This is a genomic window from Pontibacter ruber, assembly GCF_023630205.1.
GTDB classification, from domain to species: Bacteria; Bacteroidota; Bacteroidia; order Cytophagales; family Hymenobacteraceae; genus Pontibacter; species Pontibacter ruber.
In genome coordinates, this window is record NZ_JALPRR010000001.1 from 769,460 (window position 1) to 786,317 (window position 16,858).

At 50.1% G+C, this 16,858-nt stretch carries 18 protein-coding genes; 10 read left to right on the forward strand and 8 right to left on the reverse strand.

Annotation, left to right across the window (positions count from 1 at the left end; genetic code table 11):
- Window positions 1-141: 141 nt before the first annotated feature.
- Window positions 142-1,305 carry an MFS transporter gene (locus MJ611_RS03350; protein ID WP_250428001.1) on the forward strand — a complete coding sequence of 388 codons (1,164 nt, stop codon included), beginning with the start codon at window positions 142-144 and terminating at the stop codon, window positions 1,303-1,305.
- A gap of 76 nt (window positions 1,306-1,381) precedes the next feature.
- Here MJ611_RS03350 and MJ611_RS03355 read toward each other — a convergent pair whose 3' ends face one another.
- A complete protein-coding gene (locus MJ611_RS03355) occupies window positions 1,382-1,801 on the reverse strand; it encodes a lipocalin family protein (protein WP_250428002.1) in 420 nt (139 codons plus the stop codon).
- A gap of 224 nt (window positions 1,802-2,025) precedes the next feature.
- On the opposite strand from MJ611_RS03355, the gene MJ611_RS03360 reads away from it, so the two are divergent.
- Window positions 2,026-2,334 carry a LysM peptidoglycan-binding domain-containing protein gene (locus MJ611_RS03360; protein ID WP_250428003.1) on the forward strand — a complete coding sequence of 103 codons (309 nt, stop codon included), beginning with the start codon at window positions 2,026-2,028 and terminating at the stop codon, window positions 2,332-2,334.
- 73 nt (window positions 2,335-2,407) lie between these two features.
- On the opposite strand, the gene MJ611_RS03365 is transcribed toward MJ611_RS03360, so the two are convergent.
- Both MJ611_RS03365 and MJ611_RS03370 read right to left on the reverse strand, forming a co-directional pair.
- Window positions 2,408-3,670, reverse strand: coding sequence for an energy transducer TonB (locus tag MJ611_RS03365; RefSeq protein ID WP_250428004.1), 1,263 nt, complete (start codon window positions 3,668-3,670; stop codon window positions 2,408-2,410).
- Between the two features lie 99 nt (window positions 3,671-3,769).
- Window positions 3,770-4,189, reverse strand: coding sequence for a nucleoside-diphosphate kinase (locus MJ611_RS03370; protein WP_250428005.1), 420 nt, complete (start codon window positions 4,187-4,189; stop codon window positions 3,770-3,772).
- A gap of 259 nt (window positions 4,190-4,448) precedes the next feature.
- Between MJ611_RS03370 and MJ611_RS03375 the strand changes: the two genes are divergently transcribed.
- From MJ611_RS03375 to MJ611_RS03385, 3 genes are read left to right on the forward strand one after another with little or no spacing between them, the layout of a single operon-like run.
- Window positions 4,449-5,471, forward strand: a complete 1,023-nt coding sequence (locus MJ611_RS03375; protein ID WP_250428006.1) for a DHH family phosphoesterase — start codon at window positions 4,449-4,451, stop codon at window positions 5,469-5,471.
- Window positions 5,472-5,494: 23 nt separating this feature from the next.
- Window positions 5,495-6,451 (forward strand): FKBP-type peptidyl-prolyl cis-trans isomerase, encoded by a 957-nt coding sequence (locus tag MJ611_RS03380; protein WP_250428007.1) that lies wholly within the window; start codon window positions 5,495-5,497, stop codon window positions 6,449-6,451.
- A 31-nt stretch (window positions 6,452-6,482) separates the two neighbouring features.
- Window positions 6,483-7,025 (forward strand): FKBP-type peptidyl-prolyl cis-trans isomerase, encoded by a 543-nt coding sequence (locus MJ611_RS03385; RefSeq protein WP_250428009.1) that lies wholly within the window; start codon window positions 6,483-6,485, stop codon window positions 7,023-7,025.
- A gap of 71 nt (window positions 7,026-7,096) precedes the next feature.
- On the opposite strand, the gene recO is transcribed toward MJ611_RS03385, so the two are convergent.
- The 4 genes from recO to MJ611_RS03405 form a co-directional block, all read right to left on the reverse strand.
- Window positions 7,097-7,807, reverse strand: a complete 711-nt coding sequence (recO, locus tag MJ611_RS03390) for a DNA repair protein RecO (protein WP_250428010.1) — start codon at window positions 7,805-7,807, stop codon at window positions 7,097-7,099.
- Entirely contained in the window at window positions 7,808-10,147 is a 2,340-nt protein-coding gene (gene porZ / locus MJ611_RS03395; RefSeq protein ID WP_250428011.1) for a type IX secretion system anionic LPS delivery protein PorZ, read from the reverse strand. It abuts the gene before it with no gap.
- Window positions 10,148-10,166: 19 nt separating this feature from the next.
- The gene (locus MJ611_RS03400; protein ID WP_250428012.1) at window positions 10,167-10,760 is read right to left on the reverse strand and encodes a thymidine kinase; all 594 of its coding nucleotides are present in this window, start codon (window positions 10,758-10,760) and stop codon (window positions 10,167-10,169) included.
- Between the two features lie 168 nt (window positions 10,761-10,928).
- On the reverse strand, window positions 10,929-11,261 hold the full coding sequence (locus MJ611_RS03405; protein ID WP_250428013.1) for a 2Fe-2S iron-sulfur cluster-binding protein: 333 nt from the start codon (window positions 11,259-11,261) through the stop codon (window positions 10,929-10,931).
- A 35-nt stretch (window positions 11,262-11,296) separates the two neighbouring features.
- On the opposite strand from MJ611_RS03405, the gene MJ611_RS03410 reads away from it, so the two are divergent.
- From MJ611_RS03410 to MJ611_RS03430, 5 genes are all read left to right on the forward strand, one after another.
- Window positions 11,297-12,391: a hypothetical protein gene (locus tag MJ611_RS03410; protein WP_250428014.1), complete on the forward strand. Its 1,095-nt coding sequence runs from the start codon at window positions 11,297-11,299 to the stop codon at window positions 12,389-12,391.
- A gap of 324 nt (window positions 12,392-12,715) precedes the next feature.
- The gene (locus MJ611_RS03415) at window positions 12,716-13,102 is read left to right on the forward strand and encodes a hypothetical protein (RefSeq protein WP_250428015.1); all 387 of its coding nucleotides are present in this window, start codon (window positions 12,716-12,718) and stop codon (window positions 13,100-13,102) included.
- A gap of 332 nt (window positions 13,103-13,434) precedes the next feature.
- Window positions 13,435-13,872, forward strand: a complete 438-nt coding sequence (locus MJ611_RS03420; RefSeq protein ID WP_250428016.1) for a hypothetical protein — start codon at window positions 13,435-13,437, stop codon at window positions 13,870-13,872.
- Between the two features lie 159 nt (window positions 13,873-14,031).
- The gene (locus tag MJ611_RS03425; RefSeq protein WP_250428017.1) at window positions 14,032-15,024 is read left to right on the forward strand and encodes an AAA family ATPase; all 993 of its coding nucleotides are present in this window, start codon (window positions 14,032-14,034) and stop codon (window positions 15,022-15,024) included.
- A gap of 144 nt (window positions 15,025-15,168) precedes the next feature.
- Window positions 15,169-15,339, forward strand: coding sequence for a hypothetical protein (locus tag MJ611_RS03430; protein WP_250428018.1), 171 nt, complete (start codon window positions 15,169-15,171; stop codon window positions 15,337-15,339).
- Window positions 15,340-15,484: 145 nt separating this feature from the next.
- On the opposite strand, the gene MJ611_RS03435 is transcribed toward MJ611_RS03430, so the two are convergent.
- Window positions 15,485-16,834, reverse strand: coding sequence for a T9SS C-terminal target domain-containing protein (locus MJ611_RS03435; RefSeq protein ID WP_250428019.1), 1,350 nt, complete (start codon window positions 16,832-16,834; stop codon window positions 15,485-15,487).
- Between the last annotated feature and the right edge of the window lie 24 nt (window positions 16,835-16,858).

Genomic DNA, 16,858 nt, shown 5'->3' on the forward strand with positions numbered 1-16,858 from the left:
GGTAGAAAAGGGAATAAGTACAGCTACTCCCTGCCACAGCTGCAGTATGGCGAAACACGTATTTTCTACTTTTTTACTTCTCTACCTTTCTACCTCCCCAACTCTCTAACCTTCTAACTCCATAAACTCTCTAACTCCCCCATGCCTCCTGCCCGCATACTTCCTACTATTGTGTTTGCACAGTTTGCAGGTACCTCGCTGTGGTTTGCCGGCAACGCGGTGCTGCCTGAGCTGCAACAGGCATTGCACTTACAAAGCGGAGCACTTGGCTTACTTACTTCGGCTGTGCAGTTGGGTTTTATCTCCGGCACGCTGGTATTTGCCTTCCTCTCCCTTGCCGACCGTGTATCGCCGCGACTGCTTTTTCTGCTGTGCGCATTGCTCGGTGCAGGCACAAATGCATTGGTGGCATTTGTACCCCATAGCCTCACAAGCGTACTGTTGCTGCGTGGCCTTACGGGCTTTTTATTGGCAGGCATTTACCCGGTAGGCATGAAAATAGCGGCCAGTTGGTACAGCAGCGGACTGGGCAAGGCCATTGGCTACCTGGTAGGGGCACTGGTATTGGGCACAGCTTTCCCACACTTGCTCCGCGGGCTGGAGGCTTCGCTGCCCTGGCAACAGATCCTGCTGGCTGTTAGTGTGCTTGCCGCCACTGGTGGCGTTCTCCTTTACCTGCTCGTGCCTGATGGGCCATACTTAAGCAAGGGTGCAAAATTCCATTTCAGCAACATGCTGCAGGTGTTCCGTGCAAAAGAGTTCAGATCAGCGACGTTCGGGTACTTTGGCCACATGTGGGAGCTCTATACGTTTTGGGCCTTTGTACCTTTTATACTTGCCCTGGCTGCTCCACAGCTGCAAAGCAAGCAGGTATCGGTGTGGGCATTTTGGGTGATAGCGGCCGGTGCCGTGGGCTGTATTGGCGGAGGTTATCTCTCGCAAAAGTATGGCAGTGGCAAAGTAGCATTCTGGCAGTTGCTGTGCTCGGGTGTGTGCTGCCTGCTCTCAGTGGTGGTGCTACAGGTGCGGGAACCTCTTTTATTGCTGCCATTCCTGCTGTTCTGGGGTGTGGTGGTGGCCGGCGATTCGCCGCAGCTTTCTACGCTTACTGCTAAAACCGCACCTCCGCAATTAGTAGGCACCGCGCTTACCGTTGTTACTTCCATTGGCTTTGCCATTACGGTGGTAAGCATACAGCTGACTTCCTATTTGCTACAGGTGCTGCCTGCTCCTTATGTATTTGTGCTGCTCACGCCGGGCCCTGTACTGGGCCTGCTTTCATTGCGGCGCCTGCTCGGTAAATGATTTATACTTGGTAACTAAGTATAAACAGGAAGGGCGGCTCTTTACGGGCCGCCCTTCCTGTTCAAAGCTTGTTTTTCTATTGAGCTTTCAGCTGCATTTCGCCTCCGGTTGCATCTTTCAGGCGCATTTCTTTATCTGTCAACTGCACCACATCGAAGTTTTCGGTTACGTCCTGACCTTCAAAGCGCAATGTCAGCTTTTTCGCTGCCTGATCGAAAGACCAGGTACCCGTCTCCAGGGAGCCGCCACCGCCCATGGCAAAACGGCCATCCGAGTAAAACTGCATGGTCTCTTCTTTCTCCTGCTCTGTCAGCTTGTCTTTTTCGCCGCTTGCCGTTAGCTCTTTCTTAGCCACCCAGGTCTTGCTGCTGGAGCCGGAGATCATGTTCTCGGTGCCTACTTTATCTTTCCCGCCACAGCTTGCCATCACAAACACCAGCAACAGCGCCATCACGGCCTGCCACGAAGCCAATTGCCTCTTTAGATTCAGGTTCATATTCATCATAGTTTTAAGTTGTACATCGCATTTTCATAGCGCTTGTTACTGCGCCGAGTTTGAGTGATTACGGCAAAAACTTCTTAAGAGTTGGTTCCTGCAGTTCGGCTTAGCCCCCTTCATCACGGGCACAACTAACTGCACTATGCGGCGTATTATCTTATGCAGCAAGCCCTTACTTTGGCTGCTGTTTTACACGAAGTTTGACTTAAAAAGATACTGATATGGGATTGCGCGATTTCTTTAAAAAAGGCAAAGAGGAGCCAGTAAAAGGCACCGACCAGGTTAAGACCACAGCCGGACAGTCTGCCGACCATTCTTTTTTTACAAAGAAGGACGAGCAGCAGGTTACAGACCCTAACGTACACCAGGATGTGTACACCGTACAAAGCGGCGATTCGCTGTCCAAAATTGCTAAGAAGCACTATGGCGACAGGAACTCCTGGAGAAGAATTTATGACGCTAACAAGCAAACCATCGGCGACAACCCGGACCTGATCCGCCCTGGACAGCGCCTGGTGATTCCGAGATAGGTAAGTATAAAAAGAAAAGAAAACAGCCGGCTTCTGCGTTGAGGCCGGCTGTTTTTGTATTAGCTTTTATCTGTTAATGGGTTGGTAACTGAGGCCTGTACTGATAACGCTGCGCATTGAACTCATCCTCTTGTTCAGGCATAAAGTAGTGGTTCTTAACTCGTATTGGTATCACCACCCTTGCCTCAACAGGTTTCCCCTTATAAGTTGCAGGATCCCAAGCAGGCATCTTGTGGATCATTTTCAAAACGTTTTCATCCAGTATAGGATCCAGGCCTTTCATGATAGAGGGTTTTACGGCTTTCCCATGCGCATCTACGGTAAAGGATACCACAACCGTACCTTCTAACTTCTGGTTACCGAGTCGTTCGGGGAACTTCAGATTTGCCTGTATATAGCTCTCCATGTTTCGCTTGAAAACAGGTTGTATCGTGGGCAAACCATACTCTAATGTATCTGCGCCGGCTTCAAATTTCTGCACGATTTTATAGTAATGTTTTGTGGTAGTCTTCAGCTTCTTATCTACTTCCACTTTTTGCACTTCACTTTTGATGATGTCAGCAATAACAGGATATCCCTGTTGATAATAAGCCCGGTCCGGATGCCAGGCTTCCATATTTGTCAAATGCTTGGGTTCCGGCTCGACAACAAATCTATTCCCAAACGTATACCGCTCTTTCTTCTTACCTTGTTCATAAATTGTTCCCTCCACCATTATACCTGCTTCGTTAAACGTCTGACGCGCCTGCACTTCACCACCAACGGGCCCATACGTCCACTCTCCTGCCTGGAGTCCGTCTTTATAAAGGCCCTGCATGATCATTTTCTGCCCTTTCTCACCAAGAGTTACAGCTGTATAGATACCGTTCCCGTCTTTTATGGTCTGCTCGCCTTTTTCGTTCCAGAAGCTTAGTAGCCGGTTATTTTTTTCTTCAAAATCAACCACCATAAGCGGTTTGCCATCAGGCCACCAAAACTCCCATTGCTCAACGTGATTCCTGCCATCAAATCTTCCTCGGCAGTCCAATTGCCCGTTTGGATAATAGAAGCTCCAGGTTCCCCACTTTTTGCCCTGGGCGTAAGCTCCCTCCGCAAGCACCACATTGTTGGCATAGTAATCTTTTACTTTACCGTTAAAAAGCGGCCTGCTCAGATTTTCAATACTCCTTAAGGAATCAGGGAAGTAAGCTACCCGTTTGTAAACCGCAGCCTCTGGTTTAGTTATCTCCCATTTTGCATTATAAGTTATCAACACAGGTTTATAAGACTCATACCCATTTAGCTGCGCAAAAGAGGACTGTGAAATGAAGAAAAGAAAGAGTAAAAAGTGTTTCATAAATGCAATTGAAATCAAAGCACCAAAAATAAACAAAAAAGCCCGCCGGACTACAAAAGTCCGGCGGGCTTTTAATCAATAAGTATACTTTGCTACGGCTTAGAAACGCTCGTCAGCAGAGAAGAAGAAATCGCCTTCGATCTGCGCGTTCTCGTCAGAGTCAGAACCGTGTACCGCGTTTGCCTCGATAGACTTGGCGTATACTTTACGGATAGTGCCTTCTTCTGCCTGAGCAGGGTTGGTAGCACCGATCAGCTTACGGAAATCTTCAACAGCGTTGTTTTTCTCCAGGATCATCGCCACGATCGGGCCGGATGACATATATTTTACCAGGTCTCCGTAAAAAGGACGCTCCTTGTGTACTTCGTAGAACTTACCGGCACGCTCCTCAGTCAGTCTAGTTTTCTTCATCGCCACAATGCGGAAGCCGCCCTCTTCGATCATCTTAGTAATGCCGCCAATGTGGTTTTCAGCCACTGCATCCGGCTTAATCATAGTGAATGTGATGTTTCCAGCCATGTCTGTTTTATTTATTTGTTTATAGTTCTTCCTTTAGAAGCTGCAAAAGTAGCGCATTTAGGTTAAATCTTACATTTTTTGTTTATACTTTCTCATCGGCTCCTGGTCTGCGCTGGCTCTTGCGGCTTAAATAAAGCCTATCTGTGTGCTGCTAACACAGCTTCTGAAAGCGTCTAAAACTGTATTTTATTGCTTTAGAAGTTATTTCTTCAGAAATTCGCGCCTTATATCCTTATTAATCAGAGGATTTATACTTAGTATGCACGATATCAACGCTCTGAAAGAGCTTCTGCAGGAACCTAAAGAGGTGATGATCACCACACACCACAAGCCGGACGCCGATGCGCTGGGTTCTTCTCTGGGTTTGGCAGGCTACCTTAAAAAGAAAGGCCACCGTGTAACCGTGATCACGCCGTCCGACTATCCGAACTTCCTGGCGTGGATGCCGGGCAACGAGGATGTGATCGTGTACTCGGATAACAACGACGCGCTGGTACAACGGATCATCAACGAATCGCAGGTGATCTTTTGCCTCGACTTCAACAACCTCTCCCGCATCAACGAGATGGGCGAGTACATCCGCCAGGCCAAAGGCACCAAGGTACTTGTTGACCACCACCTGCAGCCGGAAAGCTTTGCTGACCTGAACTACTCCAACACCAATGCTGCCGCTACCGCCGAGCTGGTGTATGACCTGATCAAAGCGATGGGCGACGGCGACCTGATCGATACAAACATCGGGGAGTGCCTGTATGCCGGCATTATGACCGATACCGGTTCTTTCCGCCATCCGAGTACTTCGAAGAACGTGCACCTGATCATTGCAGACCTGCTGCACATCGGGGTGAACACTTCCAACATTCACCGCCTGATCTACGACAGCTCTTCAGAACTGCGCCTGCGCTTCCTGGGGTATGCACTGAAAGATAAACTGGTGGTGCTGCCGGAGTATCATACGGCTTATATTGCCATCACGGCAGATGAGCTGAAGGCCTACGATTCGAAAACAGGCGATACCGAAGGCCTGGTTAACTTTGCCCTATCGATTGAAGGCATTGTTTTTGCAGCCGTGATCATCGATCGCACACAGGCCGTGAAGATGTCGTTCCGCTCGGTAGGCGACTTCTCGGTAAATGAGTTTGCCCGCCAGCACTTCAACGGCGGCGGACACCGCAATGCAGCCGGCGGCATGTCGCTGGAGCCGCTGGATGCCGTTGTAGCCAAATTCGAAAGCCTGTTGCCGCAGTACAAAGAGCAGCTGGCCAATTCTGTTAATAAGTAATAAATAACACCAATCTATAATCCATGTTCTCTAAAACAACTAAGTTTTTGTTGCCGGTACTGGCCGGTGCACTGTTGCTGCAGTCTTGCGGCAAAAAAGACGAATTCCATACGACGGCTAATGGCCTGACTTATAAAATTTATAAGCAGAACGAAGATGGCAAGTATGAGCCAAAAGGCGAAGTAGCTGCCAACGATACAACCGGTGCCCGTATTGGCCAGGTAGTAACCATGCACATGTCTTACCGCAATGCCAACGACTCTGTGCTGTTCAACTCACGCGACCAGAAGCAACCGATCATGATCCCGGTGATGGAGCCAACATTCAAAGGCAGCCTGGAAGAAGCCCTTACTATGATGGCACCTGGCGACAGCGGTATCTTCAAGATCAACGCCGACTCCCTGTTCACCAAAACATTTGGCCAGCCGCTTCCTCCGTTCATCAAATCCGGTACTGACCTGACGTTCTTTATCAAAGCTGAGAAAGTACAATCGAAAGAGGCTGCCATTGCCGACCAGCAGAAAATGATGGAAGAGCAGATGAAAGGCGCTCAGGAGCGTGCTGAAAAGCAGATTAAAGTAGACGACGCTAAAATTCAGGAGTACATCAAGGCCAACAACCTGCAGAACGTACAGAAGACCGAGTCTGGCGTATACTATGTAGTAACGCAGCAAGGCAAAGGCGCACAAGCCAAAGCCGGCGACATGGTATCGGTGCACTACAAAGGCACCTTCCTGGATGGCAAAGAATTTGACTCTTCTTACAACAACCCAATGTCTGGTGGTCAGCCGTTCCAGTTCCCGCTGGGCCAGGGCCAGGTGATCCGTGGCTGGGATGAAGGCATTGCCCAACTGAAAGAAGGCAGCAAAGCAATATTGCTGATCCCGTCTCCGTTGGCTTATGGCGAGCAGGCACGCGGCGAGCAGATGCCGGCCAACTCTATCCTGCGCTTCGATGTGGAGCTGGTAGACATCAAATAATAAAAGCAACAGCACCTAATTCCCTTTACCCATGAGCTTACATACCTTTAAAAACCAACTGGCAAAAGGAAGCACCCTGCTGAAGGTGGCGCTCTTCCTGCTAACGCTTGCTACTTTTTCTGCCTGCGACGACAAAAGTCTGGATGATTATTACTTCGACTACGAAGGACAGAAAAAGATAGACGAGGAAGTGATCCGGAAGTATTTCCGCACCAACAACGTCGACACGACGCAGGTAGTCAGAACTGCTACCGGGTTATACTATCTCAAAACAAAAGAAGGTACCGGCCCCCAGGCAGAAATGGGTAAGTTTGTTGATGTGAAGTATATTGGCAGACTTACTAATGGTCAGAAGTTTGATTCTTCCTATGATAGAGGTGATGTATTTTCTTTTCAGGTGGGTGCCGGAAGGGTAATTAAAGGTTGGGACGAAGGTCTGCAATTAATGAAAGAAGGGGAAGAAGCAACATTATTCATACCTTCCCACCTGGGTTATGGACCTCAGGGATCTTACCCGACAATACCACCAAGTGCAGTATTGGTCTTTGAAATTGAGTTGGTAAAAGTCCGTTAGGAACGAACTATAAACGACCTGATACAAAAGGGGGCGTTGCTGTTAGCAACGCCCCCTTTTCTTTTTATACTTTAAGACAGCACTTCCGAAAGTATAGCCAGCGACTTTATCTCGCCCAGGTGGTCTACGTGCAGCTGGTAGTAGCGGATGAGGATGCCCAGCAGCTCGCGGCGTATCTTCCCGTTCGGGATGTTGGCCTGCTCCGGCGTGCGCAGCAGCTGATCAAAGTATACTTCGTAGGCCTGCAGCGTGAGCACCGGCGGCGCAGAGGTCAGCGCCTGTGCATTCGGCGAGAAGGCCACTTGTTCCACGATCTCGGTTCCGGAGCTTGGCCCAAAGCCCAGGTGGTGACTCAGGTGTAGCAGAAACATCAAATGGAAGTTCTCAAAATGTTCCTCCTGCTCATCAAACTCAATCATGGCGTTGTACAGAAAGTGGAACAGCGCCGGGTTCTCCTCCTCTTCCTTTACCGTGCGGGCTACTATCTCCGACAAAAACAACAGCATGCTGCTCTTCCGGATATCGAACGGTATGGTAGCAAAAGGATAGGCAATTTTATACTCCGACATGCGCGTGAGCCCGCCTCTGTGCGAAGTATACACCACCATATCGAGCAAGGTGAAGGGCTGGAACAGCGCCATGCGCGAGCCAGGGCCCTTCTTACGCACACTGTTTACGATGTACGACTGCAGGCCGAGTTGCTCGGTATAGATCTTGGTGATGATGGACGTTTCGCGGAACTTCATGTAGTTCAGCACGATGCCTCTTGTTTTAACTAGCATTTACTCCAATACGGCTATTTTACTGATGCAGGTTTGCTTGCCCTCGTCGTCGGAGGCCATTACTAAGTATACGCCGCCTTTCACGCGCTTGCCGTTGTAGCCCCGGGCATCCCAGGTAACGGTGCCGCCGGCGGCTATGGTCTTGTACACCAGGGTGCCGCTGATGTCGGTGATGCGCACCTGCGCGTTGTTGGGCAAGCCGGAAACACCGATCAGGCCGGTATAGCTGGGGCGCACCGGATTCGGAAACACCGTCGCGCAGTCGGGTTTGCCCTCGGTGATGGTCGCCCCGGCACGGTACGAAGCCAGGCCGGCTTCGGTCGCTACAAACACCTCCCCTGTCTGGTGCTCCACGGTTACTGAGAGCACTTTATCTGAAGGAAGCGGGCTGTTTTGTGTCGTAAAATGGTGAATCAATTCGTCGCCGTCCGGGCCAAACAACCAGAGGCCGTTGTCAGTAGCCATCCATTTGCGGTTGGCACCGTCTACGGCAATGTCGCGCACCACCTGCCCGTCCAGCAAGGGTCTTTTATCAATGATAGGAAGGCGGGCGTCGTATTGCTGCGAAGTGAACACGGCAGCTGTGTTATAGTATACCGCCACCCCGGCAGCCGTTCCTACCCAGATGTCGCCGTTCAGGTCTTTGGCCATACTATACACGGTGCCGCTGGGCAAGCCACCGTTGCCGGCTTCTGAAGAGAGCTGCCGCACCTCCTGCTTTTCTTCGTTTAACACCACCAGGCCATTGCGCACGTTGCCGTTCCAGCTTATACTTAGCCACTTATAATCGTTTTCATCGATCACCAGTCGGTCGAGGTTGCTGTTGTCAGCTACGCCCGGAAGTATAAATCCCTGCCATTGCCCGTCCGGCTGCAGCACATGCAGGCCCGGCGCATTGTGGATCTGGCTTCGGTTTACCGCCCATACATTGCCTTTGCTATCCACGGCCAAATCTGTCACGCGCACCTGCTCGGTCTTATCAGTAGCAGGTTGGCTGCTAACGAGCGTGCTGTTGGTGGAGTTATAAAGTATAGGTTGCTCCTGCCCCAGCCAAGCCAGCACACCGTTGCCGTAGCTGGCCATGTACACGTGTCCTGTCAATGGGTTATACACGGCATCGGTCATATCTTTTAGCACCACAGGCACTGTGCCGCCCTGCACCTGAAAGCCGTTGTTGCTTGTCCAATCGCCGTTCTGGAAAGTAGAGTAACCGTCGGTCCTGTTCAGGGGTTCGTAGTTCTCGTTGTAGCCGCCGCTCAGCACATACACCATGCCGTTGGCTGCATACACCCGGAAGCTGTTGCTGGAGGCAGGACCTTCCGGAGCAAAGGCAGCAGTTTCGTTGTTGTTCAGATTGATCCGTACCAGTCCGCGTTGCGCGTCGGCCACCCAAAGTATGTTACCTGCTCCTACTGTTGCTTCGCGGGGTTGTTTCAGCAGGTTGTTTGTTATGGTTGTGGCCTGCCCCTGTTTGTTGATTAGGATAACAGCAGCCGGTGTGGTTATACTTAGAAAATCAGCAGATGGGGTAAGACTACTAACCGCTGTGCCGGCAGGTATAAGGGAAGATTGCCAGGTGCCGTTGCCAAGTATAAACAGGCCGTGTTCTGTTGTGCCGGCATAAAGCTGCCCGTTAAAATCGGCAAGAGAAGTAAGGGTTGCGCTTTCAGGAAAACCTGCATTGCGCTGGTGCCAGCTCCGGAAATCCTTCAAGTTGCTGCTGATGCGGTGTGCTGCAAGTATGCCGATGTTGGTTGCCAGGTACATGCTGTCGCCAAGTATGGCGGTGCTACGCACCTGCACAGCTGCCCCGTTGGGCCCCAGGTTGGTATACGTATCTTTTATCTCCTGCTTTGCCAGGTCCAGCACCACCACGCCAAAGCCAGTAGCCAGGTAAGCTATTTTGTTCCGGGTCAGGATGTGGTGTATACGTTTATCGCCTGTCAGCTGCCTTCGGAGAATATCGCTGATGTTGGTAATCTTATCGCCTTGCAGCAGGTCGATGTTGGAGTTGGCATAGGCAATTACCAGCGTGCCGGAGGCTTCCTCGTAGCGGATGGTGCTGATACGCTGCTCGCTCAGCCCATCTACTTTGGTGATGGCCTGGGTGTTGTTGAATTCCTTGTCGTAGTAGAAAAGCCCCTGTTCTGCGGCAGCGTATACCCTATCGCCGGCCTCTGCCACGGATTTGCCCTGCGTGTAAGGGATGTGCAGTTGCCAGCCGCCAATGCCTACTTTGCTCTGTGCCATACCCGGTAGTGTGATCAACAGGCAGCAGCACCCTACCAGCCAGCGAAGCAGGGAAGGTATGGATTGCTGCCGCTTGTTCGGGTGGCACATAGGCTGGTGGTTATACTTTCTATTTTTTCTCTTTCATACCTTCCAGAAAGCAGTGGCGGCAGCGGGCTTCATACGAATCGGTTTCACCGAGCAGCACCTGCTGTTCAGAAGCAGCGCTCCGGAAAGAGTACGTTGCAATATCGCCGCACTGCACACAGATGGCATGCACTTTTGTTACGTACTCGGCAACGGCCATCAGGGCAGGCATTGGCCCGAACGGATTTCCCAGGTAATCCATGTCCAGTCCGGCAGCAATTACACGCACGCCGCTATTGGCCAGCTTTACGCAAACCTCTGCCAGGCCTTCGTCAAAAAACTGCGCCTCGTCGATGCCAACCACGTCGCAGCTGCCGCCCAGCAGCAACATATCCTGGGCAAAGTCTATGGGCGTAGAGCGAATGGCATTGGCATTATGCGATACCACATCTTCTTCGTGGTACCGTTTGTCCACGGTAGGCTTGAAAATTTCTACCTTTTGTTTGGCAATCTTGGCACGGTTCAGCCTCCGGATCAGCTCTTCTGTCTTTCCTGAAAACATCGATCCGCAGATCACTTCTATCCATCCTCTCCTGTGTGCGTGGCTTTCGCTGCCTACGCGTGGCTCTATAAACATTTAATTATAACTAATTGATAATTGGCTTAATGGTTGAATTGTTGGTTGTTAAATTGTCAGAATCAGGATTTCCAGAATTTAAGGATACTCAGGATTACGGGCTATTCAATTTATACTTTTATACTTCTTTACCTTTCTACCTCCCAAACTCTCCAACCCTCTAACTTTTTAACTTTCCAACTCCGAATACTGCATATGCGGTAATTGCGTTTGCTTTGGTACCCTGCCTGTGGCATCCCCGCTTTCCAATGTACACTGGCACGTCAATCGTTCGTTACCCTTCAGGCGACCTTTCTCGCGGTAGCGTAGCTCGGCGGCTGTAAGCGGGCTGAAATGCTCCAGCCCCTGTTGTACTATAATGCGGCAGGTGGTGCAGCGTCCTTTGCCTCCGCAGGCGTGCATCCAGTCGATACCTTCTGCCTGCAGCGCCTTCAGCAGCGTTTGTCCCTGCACAACTGCCACCTGGCGGCCGGCAAGGTTTTGCACAACTAACTTTGGCATATTATCTTTAACTTTACAGAAGAAAGTATCTCTCAATGGAAGACAAATATAATCAATTACACCTGGAACGTTACAGCAAAGCGCTGGCAAATCTCCTCTGCGACCGCCACTTTGCCACCCACGATACCATCAACGGGCCTCAGCTTATTGGTTTTACGCCGATAAAGCAGGTTAATCTTTTTGCCATAAAGGAGCTCCTGCTGAAGTGGCACCACGAAATGGCCAACCTGCGCAGCCCCTACTTCGATTATGAGCACGAAGATGTGAAAGAAGCATTGCTCAACTTTATGAACGTGCTTTCTCGCAAGATCCTCATGAAACGCAATGCCTTCGAACCCCTGCTGGAGAAAGCCATCTACGACACCTTCCTGGTGGCTCTGAACCCGGTAGCTACTTTCGAAGAGAAGTTTCTGCGCATACAGGAAGAGATCACGCTCCCGAAACTGCAGGAAAACCTGAAGTACATTGACCTGGACAAGCCGCTCTTTGCCGGCTTTGTGGAGACGCTTTCACCATCCAGCCGCGACCGCGAGTACATCCTGAGCCGTTTCGGGCTGTACGTGAATGCAAACCAGGCCAGCAGAACGCCCCTGCAGGATGTGATTGCCCGCTTTAATAGCCTGCTGCCGATCAGCGAGCAGGAGTTGTTGCAGCAGGCCCCTGTAGCTCCTGTGGTAGCCAAGCCGGCACTGGTAGCGCCAATTGTGGAAAAAGACATTGTAGCACCCATCCATACGGCACAGCGCGAGTATGCCGTACCGGCTGCACCGCGTCCGGCACCAGTTGCAGAGCAGCACAACCTGAACGAGCGCTTCCGCACGGCAGAGCGCCCTACCCTGAACGAACGGTTCCGGGAGTCTTCCTCTTCGCTTGCTGATGCCCACAGCAACCGCAGGATCGAGTCGCTTAAAAATTCGATCTCCATCAACCAGCGTTTCAGCTTCATCAACGAGCTGTTCGAAGGCGACAACCTGGCGTATTACCAAACCATCAAGACTCTGGACGAATACAACGATCCGGAAGAAGCAAAGCGATACGTAACGCATGAGATCGCCGGCAGGTTTGACTGGAGCAAAAAGCAGGAGCATGTAAGCAAATTACTCAAGCTCATTGAGCGCAAGTTTGCATAAGCCCGCTTTTGCGTAGCACAAAAGGCTCCTCTGCAGGAAGAGGCGCCTTTTGTTTTTTAGGACCCCTGTGTGTACCTGAGGCCCAGGACAGAGTATAAAAAGTTTGCCTGAAACAGCTGTACGGGTACAAAAATAGTTAAAAAGAGCGGGTAAAGGTTTTGCAAATCTTTGAATGAAGTACTAATTATGCATTTACTTTTATGCTGTCGGGCTATCCGGAACCGATTTTGAAGCATTCTGGTTTTGCCTAAAAAAACAGGACTCAACCGACACAAAGAAAATATAAGCGCGTACTATCAACTTTAAATAACCTTATTATCAGCCATGAGAGACGATTTCGACTACGAAGATGATTTAGATTATAGTTTCGATGACGAAGAAGAGGATGACGACTTCGGGATGACGTTTGAGGAGGACTTGTACCTGATGATACGGGAAAAGCTTCGCGATACCATTCAGGAGTATAAGGCGCAGTATCCTGCTATAAGAAAATTGGAAAGCGCTGTCAGCTCTTTTAAAATCAACGCTAAAAACACAGACGACTCCAAGTTTTACCCGCTGGCAGCAAAACTGCTGAGCGAGCACATCAAGCCTTTGACAGAAGAGTCAGAAGAGGTACTGGAGATCTACGAAAACATGCAGACAGACATTGCCCGCTTCAAGAACCAGCGTGCACACGGTTTCGAAGGCGAGTATTACCTGTCAGAATAATTTCTGAACATTAACCCGGGCAGCAACACCTAAGACCACCCTCCGAAAAAGGGTGGTTTTTTTATTTGGCACCCCTTTTGTTAGCCTTTGCCCTGGCTTGCTGAGTAACCACCAAAAGGTGCCTTATACCGCTTTTATGGCAGATTGTGGAAAACTATTTAGAGTATTTTACACCATTTATATTCCTGTTCACATTTATTCCGTTAATTTTTACAAACTTTGCATGCAACCATTTGGCGCCTTTGGGAATCTTAAAGTAAAAGGATGGAAAGGCGTTGCCCTGGTGGCAATAGTTCGACCCAAAATCTAACAAACTTAATACTTCATTTTTTATGGCTACGATGAGGCTATTGAATGAGGAGCAGTACCTTATACAGACTGTTGATAAGAAGCTGGCGCTCACTACACACCGTGTTATTCAAAGAAAGCGATTACGACACTTACGTGGTTGTACCTCCATCATGCTGGAGGACATCGAATCCTGGCAAATAAAGGCAACCGGAAATATGTGGTATATGGGCTTGAGCGTTGCCTCGCTTCCTTTCATTTACCTCAACGACTCCTGGGCTTTTCTGGGAGCTTTTTTTCTGCTGCTGTTTTTGATGACACGCCAGAACCGCATCCACATCATTTCTCAGAACGCAGTGATCGTGCTGCCGCTTGAGGTGGATGAAACCGGCCTGAACAGCCTCGTGGAAATTTTCAGGCAGGCCATAAAAGTGCGGATGGAACGACTCGAGCAACAGCTCCCGGAAAAAGTAGCTGCCTGACAGCAGGCTTTGCTTTGCATACCAAGCGCCCTTTCGGCGCTTTTTTTATTTCCGGCAAGTGGCGCCCACTCAGGTATAAACCCGCTGCCAATGCTTTTAATTAGCAGTAATGCCCTATTATGACTATATTTAGCGGTTTTACAAAGCCTTATTACCAGCATGGCAGCAGATGAACTGATATACCAGGATCGGGTGAAAACCAATCAACAAAAAATAAAGCAGGTTTTAAAAGAAGTTGGCAAAGTAGTAGTCGGCCAGACCTACATGGTAAACCGGTTGCTGATCGGTTTGTTTACAGGCGGCCACATTCTGCTGGAGGGCGTACCGGGCCTTGCAAAAACCCTTACCATCAACACGCTTTCCAAAGCCTTGCGCCTCGATTTTCAGCGCATCCAGTTCACACCCGACCTGCTCCCCTCCGACCTGATCGGAACGATGATCTACAACCAGAATGCTTCCATTTTTGAGGTGAAGAAGGGGCCGATCTTTGCCAACCTTATACTTGCCGATGAGGTAAACCGATCTCCGGCCAAAGTACAGTCGGCGCTGCTGGAGGCCATGCAGGAAAAGCAGGTGACCATTGGCGAGACCACCTACAACCTCGACCTCCCCTTCCTGGTGCTGGCTACCCAAAACCCTGTGGAGCACGAAGGTACCTATCCGCTGCCCGAAGCACAGGTAGACCGCTTTATGATGAAAGTATACATCGACTATCCCAAGAAGTCAGACGAGCTGGAGATCATGCGCCGCATGGCCAACATGTCGTTTAACGATACGGTAGCCAAAGTGCTGTCCAAGGAAGATATTTTTGCCATCCGCAACGAGATCAACCAGGTGCAGATATCTGAAACGCTGGAGAAGTACATCATCGAACTGGTATTTGCCTCGCGCCGCCCAGCCGAATACGACCTGAACGAGTATGCCAACTACATCCAGTTTGGGGTATCGCCCAGAGCAAGTATAGCCCTGAACCGTGCCGCCAAAGCCGTAGCCTACTTCGACGAGCGCGACTACGTGCTGCCGGAAGACATAAAGGAGGTAGCGCACGATGTGATGAATCACCGCATCATCCTCAATTACGAAGCTGAGGCCGACGGCATTCGTACAAAAGATTTTATCGAAGCCATACTTCGCAAGGTGCCGATCAGCTAAGTATAAAGTATAACCTGTACTTACATCCGCCACTTTCCCTAAAAACATCCTTTTCAGCAGCGCCGTAAGGTTGAGTATTGTTTCCGCTGAACGCTCCTGCAGCATCAGCAGGCGTTTTGTTCGATCTTTTAACTTTTGGGTTGTATGCTGAGAGGCTTGTTCAGGTTCTGGTTGCTGCGCAGATTGTTTGGGGGCAACGATGGTGGCTCCCGAAGAAGAAGACGTGGCGGCTGCGGCCTTGGTGCCGGCTGCCTGGCAGTTATACTTGTTATACTGCTGCTGGTCTTCCTGCTCAGCGGGTTTGCAGGCAGTTAAAGTCTCTGAAGGTATAACTTTGGCTCAATAAAAAAGAACCCGCCATACCTGGCGGGTTCTGCGCAAACCGGGAGACTAAGCCGCTTTGCTCAGGCTGCAACTTATGCTCTCACCCATACATTTGCAACCCGTATTTTAAACTTCCTTAGTAGGCAGTGTTCTGAGGATTGAAGTTAGCCCAGCCTGCCGTCCAGTCTGTTGCACCAAATGCACCTATATAATCAGTCTGCTCAAAGAAGCTGTCGAGGCCGGAGAAGCTTGGAGCTACTGTGGTGGTAGCCTTTACAAAGTTTGGCGTCGCATTATAGGCACCATTAATGCCCAGCGTAGCAGCATCGTCTACTACAGCATTACCCTTGCCTGAGGCGTTAAACCAGCCAGCAATATCGAAGGTGCTGCCAGATGCCAGGGTAAGCGCTTTACCAGAAGGAGCACCCGCAATGATTGTGTTCTGAATCTTAAAGGCATTGTTTGTAGCATTTGTCTCAGTTGCGCTACCATCCAGCAGTAAACCTACAGGCCAGCCCGTTACGATAGAGTTGTGCAGTTTAGTTTGATTGTTGCGGCGCAGGTGCAGGCCACGCTTAAAGTTAGAGTTGATGGTAGCCGACGCTCCCAGCGGGCCAAACAGCGTCACATTAGAATAGGTTGGCGCAATAACCGGTGTAGCAGCAGAACCCTGCGCATCGTTGTCAGACTCAAAGCCGTTTGAGCCGGAGGCATCCGCCACGTTCGGGTCAGAAATACCAACCAGGTACTGAAGCTTGCCAGAATAGCCGTTGTCTGTATCGAACATATCATCCACAGTTTTATAAGCGATCAGGTGCTTTGCATTAACCGTACCGCCAAACCACTCATAAGAGTCGTCGCCGCAATAAGATACCTGGATGTAGTCTAGTGTAGTACCTGAACCAACGCCACCCATTGTAAGACCGTTGATCTCATTATCCGGCTGGAACGCAATACCAGGAAACTCGATGCGCACATACTTCAGCACACCTGAGTTGTCAGCCGCGTCAGTGCCACCAAACTCTCTGTCTACGCCACCTTCAATTTTGGCTGCGGTACCTAAGTTAACCGGAGCTTTCCCTAGGATAATCAGACCACCCCAATCGCCGGCAGCACGTGAGCCGGCAGGTTGTGCCGAGGTGAACACGATTGGCTTGGCAGCTGTACCATTTGCCATGATCTTCGCGCCACGCTCTATGATCAACGTTCCTTTTGTTGCTTTATCGCCTTTGATGATGGTACCCGGCTCTATGGTGAGCGTAGCACCCTCTTTTACATAAACAAAGCCCTTCAGTAAATACTTGGTATCAGCCTTGAAAGTATAATTCTCTTCTGTTGAGCCTGATACAGCCATCATGCCACTTTCCTGAGCAATAGCAAACTGTTCGCCGGTTGGTGTTGGTGTTGTTGTTTCTTCGTTATCGTCGCAGGCAAACACTGCTACCGAGAACAATGCTACCAATACCAGATTAAATAGCTTTTTCATAATTATTGTCAAATTTTAAAAGGT